Origin of the sequence: Mesorhizobium australafricanum (assembly GCF_033977265.1) — a bacterium.
Classification (GTDB): Bacteria; Pseudomonadota; Alphaproteobacteria; order Rhizobiales; family Rhizobiaceae; genus Mesorhizobium; species Mesorhizobium australafricanum.
Map to the genome: position 1 here is coordinate 73,168 of NZ_JAVIIT010000022.1, position 8,617 is coordinate 81,784.

7 protein-coding genes are annotated in these 8,617 nt (G+C 65.6%); 2 read left to right on the forward strand and 5 right to left on the reverse strand.

Annotated elements, in window-relative coordinates; genetic code table 11:
• A complete protein-coding gene (locus RFM98_RS28335; protein ID WP_430682356.1) occupies positions 1–816 on the forward strand; it encodes a CDP-alcohol phosphatidyltransferase family protein in 816 nt (271 codons plus the stop codon).
• 72 nt (positions 817–888) lie between these two features.
• Here the strand turns inward: RFM98_RS28335 and RFM98_RS28340 are convergent, their stop codons facing one another.
• Entirely contained in the window at positions 889–3,111 is a 2,223-nt protein-coding gene (locus RFM98_RS28340) for an AMP-binding protein (protein ID WP_320311862.1), read from the reverse strand.
• Between the two features lie 301 nt (positions 3,112–3,412).
• Positions 3,413–3,820 carry a tautomerase family protein gene (locus RFM98_RS28345; protein ID WP_320311863.1) on the reverse strand — a complete coding sequence of 136 codons (408 nt, stop codon included), beginning with the start codon at positions 3,818–3,820 and terminating at the stop codon, positions 3,413–3,415.
• A 112-nt stretch (positions 3,821–3,932) separates the two neighbouring features.
• On the opposite strand from RFM98_RS28345, the gene RFM98_RS28350 reads away from it, so the two are divergent.
• Complete coding sequence (locus RFM98_RS28350) at positions 3,933–4,787, forward strand: LysR substrate-binding domain-containing protein (protein WP_320311864.1); 855 nt, start codon at positions 3,933–3,935, stop codon at positions 4,785–4,787.
• Between the two features lie 134 nt (positions 4,788–4,921).
• On the opposite strand, the gene RFM98_RS28355 is transcribed toward RFM98_RS28350, so the two are convergent.
• The 3 genes from RFM98_RS28355 to RFM98_RS28365 form a co-directional block, all read right to left on the reverse strand.
• A complete protein-coding gene (locus RFM98_RS28355; protein WP_320311865.1) occupies positions 4,922–5,839 on the reverse strand; it encodes a DMT family transporter in 918 nt (305 codons plus the stop codon).
• 37 nt (positions 5,840–5,876) lie between these two features.
• The gene (locus RFM98_RS28360) at positions 5,877–6,773 is read right to left on the reverse strand and encodes a DMT family transporter (protein ID WP_320311866.1); all 897 of its coding nucleotides are present in this window, start codon (positions 6,771–6,773) and stop codon (positions 5,877–5,879) included.
• A 140-nt stretch (positions 6,774–6,913) separates the two neighbouring features.
• Positions 6,914–8,410: a S10 family peptidase gene (locus RFM98_RS28365; RefSeq protein WP_320311867.1), complete on the reverse strand. Its 1,497-nt coding sequence runs from the start codon at positions 8,408–8,410 to the stop codon at positions 6,914–6,916.
• Positions 8,411–8,617: the final 207 nt, after the last annotated feature.

Genomic DNA, 8,617 nt, shown 5'->3' on the forward strand with positions numbered 1-8,617 from the left:
TTGGGCGCGCCGTTCAAAAAATTCGAGGCCCATGCCAGCGGCGGTCCGCGCATCCGCGAGATCCCGATGCGCATGGTGCTGCCCAATCTGGTCACCGTGCTTGCCATCTGCGCCGGCCTTTCGGGCATCCGCTTCGCCTTCGAGAACCGTTTCGAGATCGCGGTGGTCATGGTGCTGCTTGCCGCTTTCCTCGACGGCATCGACGGGCGGCTGGCGCGCATGCTGAAAGCCACCTCGAAATTCGGCGCCCAGATGGATTCGCTGGCCGACATCGTCAATTTCGGCGTGGCGCCGGCCCTGGTGCTCTATGCCTTTCTGCTCGACCGAGCCGGCTCGCCCGGCTGGATCGCTGCACTTCTGTTCACCATCGCCTGCGGCATGCGGCTTGCCCGTTTCAACGTGCTGGCCGACGATACCGACCAGCCGGCCTGGCAGACCGAATATTTCGTCGGCGTGCCGGCCCCGGCCGGCGCGGTGCTGGTCATGCTGCCGCTCTATCTCTATTTCCTGCGGCTCGGGCTGGAGCCCACCCGGCCGGCCGCCTTCATCGCTACCGGCTTCACCGTGCTCATCGCTTTCCTCCTGGTCAGCCGCCTGCCGGTCTATTCGGGCAAAAGCGTCAAGGTGCCGGGCGACAGGGTGCTGCCGGTCATCCTGGGCGTAGTGCTCTATATTCTGCTCCTGATGGCCTACCCCTGGTACACGCTGACGGCTTCGGTCGGGGGTTATCTGCTCTTCCTGCCGTTCAGTGTGCGCGCCTATTCCAAGCGCGCCCGGCTGGAAGGGGAGAAGGTGCCGCCTTCGGATATCGGCTGAAAATTCGTCATCCTAAAGCGCGTCGCCTGAATCCGTTTCAGCGCGACGCGCTTTAGGATGACGAATCCCGGCCTATGCCGCCACGCCCAGCCCCAACCGATCGATCGCCAGCTTGCGCGCCGAGATATAGTCCGTCTTGCCGGAGCCCAGCACCGGGATCTCGTCAACCTTGATGATGTCGTTGGGCACCATCAGCTCGGCGGCGCCCGCCTTCTTGCCGAACTGGCGCAGCTCTTCCGGATTGGCGTCGTCAGCCGTCGTCACCAGCACGATGCGCTCGCCGCGTCGTTTGTCCGGCACCGCCACCGCCGCGTGGCGCTCTTCCGGCCACAGCGACTGCACCAGCATCTCGACGGCGCCCAGCGACACCATCTCGCCGGCGATCTTGGCAAAACGTTTTGCCCGCCCGCGAATGGTGATGAAGCCCTCGCGGTCGATCGAGACGATGTCGCCGGTGTCATGCCAGCCTTCCAGCGTCTGCAATTCGCCGGGACGGTCGGCGGTCATGTAGCCCATCATCATGTTCGGCCCGTCGAGCCACAGCCGGCCGCCCTCGGCGATGCCTTCGACGGGCTCGAGCTTCATCCTGATCGCCGGCAGTGGCCGCCCCACCGTGCCGTCGCGGCCGTGGATCGCGGTGTTCACCGCCACCACGGGTGCCGCCTCGGTCAGCCCGAACCCTTCGACGATCGAGGCCTGGAAACGGTCGCGATAGGTGCGCCGCGTTTCCGGCTTCACCGCTTCGGCGCCGGCAACGACGAAGCGCAGGCTGGAGAAGTCGCCGTCCTTGGCGGTGCGGGCATAGTTGGCAAGGAAGGTGTCGGTGCCGAACATGACGGTCGGCTTCACCTTGCGGGCGATCTCGGGGATGATCTTGTAGTGCAGCGGCGAGGGGTAGAGGAACAGCCTTATCCCGAGCACCAGCGGCAGGATGGTGCCGCCGGTCAACCCGAAGGAATGGAACACCGGCAGCACGTTGAGCAGGATATCGGCCGGCGAGACGGAGACGCGCGCCTCGGCCTGCATGACGTTGGCAAGCAGGTTGCGGTTCGACAGGACAACCGCCTTCGGCGTGCCTTCCGAGCCGGAGGTGAACAGGATCACCGCCGGTTTGCCCGCCTGCTGCCGCTGCAGCGGAAAGCGCCACAGAAGCGCGGCTGCGATCTTGTCCAGGGTCGTCACGCTGGCGCGCACATCCTCCAGCCACAGCATCTTGGCCCCACCCGCCTCGACCGCGGCGACGATGTCGTCGATGCCCGCCTTTTCGATGAACGCGCGGGATGACACAACCGTCCTGATGACCGCGGTGCGGATCGCCGCGGTCACGCTCGCCGGGCCGGCTGTGTAGTTGATCATCGCCGCCACCCTGGCCGCCGAGACCAGGCCGACGAAGGACAGCACCACGCCATTGGCGTTGGGCAAGAGCACGCCGACCGCTTCGCCGGGCGCCGTCACCGCCTCGAAGTGGCGGCCGAGCACGCGGGCGCCGATGAACAGCTTTCGATAGCTGAGCGAACCGGAAATCACATCCTCGATGATCGCATGCGAGGGGCCGACGCGATCTGCCGCGTCGCGCATGGCGAGGAACAGGCCGCGGTCGAGATCGGTGCCATAGAGCCGGGCCTCGGCGAAATGGTCGAACAGCGCGTTGGTGTTTGAGGCCATGTCGGGGTTGCGCGCCACCAACTCGGCGATGGTCAACGGCTCCAGCACGCTCACCGATAGGCGCGGGAACCAGCGGCGAGGCGCCTTCTCCTTCGGTGTCAGTGACACCGGCAGGTCGCGCGTGCCGGCAACGAAGATCGGCACGATACGGGCGTCTGCTTGCATGGCGATGCGGGTGATGGCGCGAAACAGCCGGAAGGATTTCACGTCCGGCTCGACATTGTCGGGCAGGTAGACGGCGAGCCGTCCCTTGCCCTTCAGCACGCGCACCAGCCGGCGGCTGACGAAGACATGCTCGGCATTGAAGGCAATCGTGCGCGCAAGCTCGCGCCACGGCTCCAGCCAGGGCGAGCGCGCCGAAGCCTCGTCCAGAATGTGCAGCGTGTCGTCGGGAAGCAGCGACAGCATCAGCGCCGGCTCGATGCGCGACTGGTGCGAGACCACATATATGACCGGCGTCTTGGCGCTGCGGGCAATGCGGATGCGGTTGTCGGCGATGCGGTAGGCGAGCTTGAACGGCACATAGAGCAGCGCCTGGGTGAAGCGCAGGTCGAGCCGGAACCTTTCGATCACCGCGATCAGCAACCAGGCAAAGACAAGGCCCGCCAGCAGCGCCAGGGTCAGGATCATGCCGCTCTCTCCCAGTCTCCTCCAGCGCGGCTCTTTAAGCGGCCGCTTCGGTGGCAGAGGGTAGCGGAATGGAGGGCAAGGTCAATGTGGAGTGATGCGACGTTCCCTTCTCCCCTTGTGGGAGAAGGTGGATCGGCGCGCAGCGCCGAGACGGATGAGGGGTGCTGGAAGAAATGAGGCGCCGGAGAATCAAGCGCTTTGAAGCACTTAGCTTGCGACGCCGCACTCCGTCCAACACCCCTTATCCGACCGAGCTTCGCTCGGCCACCTTCTCCCACAAGGGGAGAAGGGGAAGATGGTGCTACGCAGCTTTCAGCCTCCCGCTGATGAACCGGAACTCCTGCGTCTTGCCGCCATAGCCATAGGCCGAAGCCGGCACCTCGTGCACGAAGGCATAGCTTTCCTCATGCACGCCGCCCAGCAGCCGGCCGAAAGCCTCGAAGATCGCCTTGAGATAGGCCTCCAGCTCGAGCTTGGTGTTGGTGCCGTCGACGACCTTGATGTCCAGCCAGAACGTGTTGGTGCCATGCTCGGCCAGCGACTTGCCGCCGGCGAACCAGTGCTGGGGGTCGATGTAGTTTACCGCAACCGCCGTGATCGTCGGATCCTTGCGCAACTGCGTGGCGGTGACCTCGGTGACCTCCTTGGCAATGGCGGCGGACAGCTTGGCGTCCGGCTTGCCGGTGACGCTGATGTTGATGATCGGCATTTTTCTCTCCTTCGGTTTGGGCGCCTTACGCCTTCGATGGAAGGACCATGCCATTATCCGAACATCAAAAAAATCGAATTGTTTTTGACAAATGATTCGATATTGTCGAAGTATGGAAACGCTCGATCCCGATCTCCTGAAAACCTTCCTCGCCTTTGTCGACGGCGGTTCGCTTGCCAAGGCCGCATCCACCGTCGGTCGCACGCCGTCGGCGGTGACCGCGCAGATGCAGCGGCTGGAAGAGATCGTCGGCGAGCCGTTGCTGGTCCCGCAGGGCAGGGGCCGCGGGCTGACGCCGGCCGGCGAGGACCTTGTCGGCCATGCGCGGCGCATCCTTGCCGTCCACACCGAGGCCTGGCTGGCGCTGAAGGGCGCGCGCGCCGGCGGCCGCATCGCCATCGGCACGACGCAGGATTTCGCCGATCGCGGCCTGCCTGATTTGTTGAGGGCGTTCGCCGTCAGCCATCCGCGCGTCAGGATCGAGCTGCGCGTCGGCCGCTCCCTGGAGCTTGGATCGGCGCTGCAGGCGGGCCAGCTCGACCTCGCGATCACCATGCGCCATGCCCCATCGCCGGATGAAGCGGCCTTGGTCAGCGAGCCGATGCTGTGGCTCTGCTCGGAAAAAGGCTTGGCGACACGGCAGGAACCGGTGCCGCTGGCCCTGCTCGACCCCTATTGCGGTTTCAGGGAGGCCGCGCTCAATGCCCTCGACGTCGCCGGCCTCCGCTACCGCATAGCCGCCGGCAGCGCCAGCCTTGCCGGCCTGCGCACCGCGGTCGATGCCGGCATCGCGCTGACGCCGCGCACCCGGCGTTTCGCCCATTCCGGTATCGTGGAGGCGTCCTCCGATCTCGACCTGCCACCGCTGCCGGTGGCCGACTTCGCCATCCGGCTCGGCCGCGAGGCCGCCCGCCCCGCGCGGGATCTGGCGGAGCTGCTCGCTGCTGGCCTGGCGTTGTCGTCCTGACAAAGAAAAAGCCGACCTTTTGCGGGGTCGGCTTCTAGTCGGACGGGTCGAGGGGTTTGGGGGGACTTGGGGGGTGACCCGTCAATCCGATAATGCGTGACTCTGATGATGGTTCCGTGACTCGGCAAAAAAAATTACGAGCGCGCCGTTTTCGCCCTCAGCCAGTCGCGTCCGGCGTGGGCGAAAACCGCGCAAAGCACGATGGCGCCGCCGAGAACGCTGGCCATTGGCGGGACTTCGCCGAGGAAAACCAAGGCGAAAAGGATGGCAAACGGCACCTCGGCCGAGCCGAGCAGTCCGGCCTCGGCAGAAGGGATGAGCCGCGAACCCTCCGTCCACAGGATCGAGGCCATCGCGAAGGAGCAGCCGAAGGCGGCAAGCAGCACCACGTCGCGGGCCGACACGGCCAGCGGATCGGTGACGAACCAGCCGAGCACGAAAAGCAGGAAAGCCGAGACCGCCCCGGCCCAGACGACGGGCGAATCGCGAAAGGCGCGCACCATGATCATGTAAAGCGCGCTGCCGGCGGTCATCAGCAGCGCCAGCCCGTCGCCGAACAGATGGCCGTTGCCGAGGCCGGCGCCTACCATGATGGCGACGCCGCAAAGCGATACGGCGGCCGCAACCATCGTCTGCAGCCGGAATTTTTCCCGCACGATAAGGAAGGCAAGCAGCGCCGCGATGAAGGGCGAGGTCGCATAGATGACCGCGACATTGGCGACATAGGTGAATTTGAAGGCCGAAATGAAGGCGATGCTGGCGGCAGCGCCCTCGACCGCAAGCAGCCAGCCGCGCCAGCCGAGTTTCAGGCTTTCGCGCCCGCCCGAGCGGCGCCGGCGCCACAGCACATAGAAGCTGATCAGGATCGAGCCGAAAAAACCACGCCAGCAGGTGATGGTCAGCGGATCGGCGTGGATCGACTTGGTCAGCACGCCGGTGAGCGCGAAGGCGATGGCCGAGGCCGACACGAGGATGATGCCGAGCGTGCGCTCGGCCGCTGCATCGGCCGCCCTAGACGCAAGCTTTTCCGGCATGTCGAGCGTATCCGTCATGGCGCAAGCCTATTGGGCTGCTGCTGACAGCCTTCCGTCATGAGGCCTGCTCCCGTTTGCGGAAGTGCTCGTTGCCGACGATCAGCAGCCCGGCGCCTATGATCAGCGCCGCGCCCATGAACACCTCAGTGCGCGGCAGGTCTCCCCAGATGGCGAAGCCCAGTGCGAAGGCCCACACCAGCGAGGTGTATTCGAACGGCGCCACGATCGACACCGGCGCCCGCTTCATGCCCTCGAACAGCATGTATTGCGCCACGCCGCCGAGCGCGCCGACGCTGACGAGCAAGAGGAGCTGCGTTCCGTCGGGCATGCGCCACCAGATCAGCGCCGGTACGGCCGAGAAGAGCAGGAAATAGAAATTGTTGAGCACCAGCTGGATCATGGTGCGCTCCTGCATGGCGGTCTTGCGCAACAGCACCACGGCGATCCCCCAAAGGACGGCCGCCGCCAGCACCAGGAGCACCGGCAGCGAGAGGCCGAGCCGCGCCGGATCGCAGGCGATGAACACGCCGACGAAACCGATGAACACCGCCAGCCAGCGCAGCAGCGGCACCGTCTCGCCCAGGATCAGCACCGAAAGCACGGTGACGATGATCGGCGCGGCGTAATAGATGGTGGTGAGTTCGGCGAGCTGCAGCGAGCGGGCGGCGTTGTAGTAGCAAAGCCAGGCGGCGAGCGTGAAGGCGCTGCGCACCAGCATCGGCTTGACGATCGGCGAATCAATCGTGTCGGCAAACAGCCGCTTGCCCCCGATCGCGCCGCAGGCAACGAGCACGGTGATCGAGCGGACGAACATGATCTGCCAGACGGCCATGCCGGCGACCAAAAGCTTGATCGAGGCATCCTGCGCCGAAAACAGGAAATAGGCGGCGGCCGTGAACAGGATGCCGGCCAGCACCCTTTCGCGGCTTTCGAGGACGACGACATCGGCCATGCTGTTTCAGCGTGTTTGCGTGACGCGGTTCCGCCCCAGTCGGAGCCACGCCAGCAGCTATACGAGTGAAAACAGGTGCTGCGCTGTTCCAGCACGGCGCTTACGTTGGCGCAGGTCTTTCGTTTCGGGGCGGTCGGGGCCTACTGCGTCGCCTGGTAGAGCTCCGATGCCGCGTCCTTCAGCGCGCGCCGTCCGTCCGGCCTCAGATACATCATGTGGCCGCCTTCCACGACGTCGAGCCGGATCGGCTTGGCGTCGAATAGCGAGGGAACCTGGTTCACCAGATAGCGCGAGGCGAGATAGGGCGTGACGAGGTCGGTGTAGCCGTTGACGATGACGACGCCCAGCGCCGGGTTGAGCGAGCGCGCCCGCTGCAAATCGTTCATCACGCCGGCATAGCCCTGGCCCGAGGTGCCGTAATCCCAGCTGCGGCTGACCTCGCCATTGAGCAGCCGGTAGCTGACATCGGTGCGGTAGTTCAATTCGTCGCGGGCATAGGCGACGAAGGCGGAGGTGAGCACCGGAACGCTGCGGTCGAGCACCGGATCGGGGCCGGCGTCGCGGGCGCTTTGCGGCGCGATGTCGGCGGTGCCGACGGTGGCGTCATAGGGGCTGAGCACCTTGCCCGTGGCGCGCTGGAACTCCTTGGCGAAGAGGCCGATCGGGATGCGTGCGAAATTGCGCTCGACAAGGTCGAGCGGCAGGCCGGTGATCTCCGAAACGCGTCCGCTTGCCAGCTTGCCGCCTTGCTCCAGCCCGCTGTTCAACGCCGTCAGGTAATCGCCGAGCGCGTAATGCTCGACCTCGGCCAACCTGGCTCGCAACGCGTCACCGGTCACGCCGTCGCCCTTCAGCCGCGTCGCCGCCAGCGACGGCAGTTCCAGCGCCCAGTGCAACTGGTCGAACTGATCGGGTCGCACCAGCATGAACTCCAGCGCTGGCGAGATCAGCACGATGCCGCTCGGGCTCAGGCCGACATCCTCCTGCAGCGTTCGGGCAAGCAGCGCCGCGCGAAAGCCGCCATAGCTCTCGCCGGCGAGGAATAGCGGCGATCCCGTGCGGCCGTTCTGCGTCAGATAGAGGCGGATGAAGGCGCCGACCGAACTGGCGTCCGCGTCGACGCTCCAGAATTCCTTCGGCTCATGCCCCGGCGCCTCGCGGCTGTAGCCGGTGCCGACCGGATCGACGAAGACGAGATCGCTGATGTCGAGCCAGCTGTCGGGATTATCGATGAGCTTTTGCGGCGGCCGCAGGAACGCGCCATCGGCCGCGGTTTCGACGATGCGCGGTCCGATCGCGCCGAGATGCAGGTAAGCCGACGCCGCGCCCGGCCCGCCATTGAAGACGAAGGTGATCGGCCGCTCCTTCGCCGGGGCGGGCGACTGCTGCGTGTAGGCGACATAGAAGATCTCGGCCGTGACCTCGCCCTTGCCGGATAAGAGCGACAGCGTGCCGGCCTTGGCCTGGTAGTCCAGCTTGCGCCCGCCAAGCGTGATGGAATGCTCGGTCACCTGCGGCGGCGGCAACAGCGACAGCACGCCGCCGGCCGGCGCCGGCCGTTCCGGTGCTTCGGCGAAGGTGGGCTGCGCCAAGGCGGCGAGCGCCAGGAGGATGAGAGGGACGAGCTTGGACCGCATGAGAACTCCACGGGGAATAACCTCCGCAAAGGTATGGCTGGGGCCGGCGAAGTCAAAGGGCGGTATCGCGGAAGCTGCCAATCTCCCCCGCAAGGGCAGGGGAATCGCATATGGCTTTTTGGGACTTGAAGTTGGGCTAGGAAGAGATTCTTTGGGCAGGCAGTCGAACTGAGGAGAGACTGCCATTTCGAGCCTAGAGAGCTATTT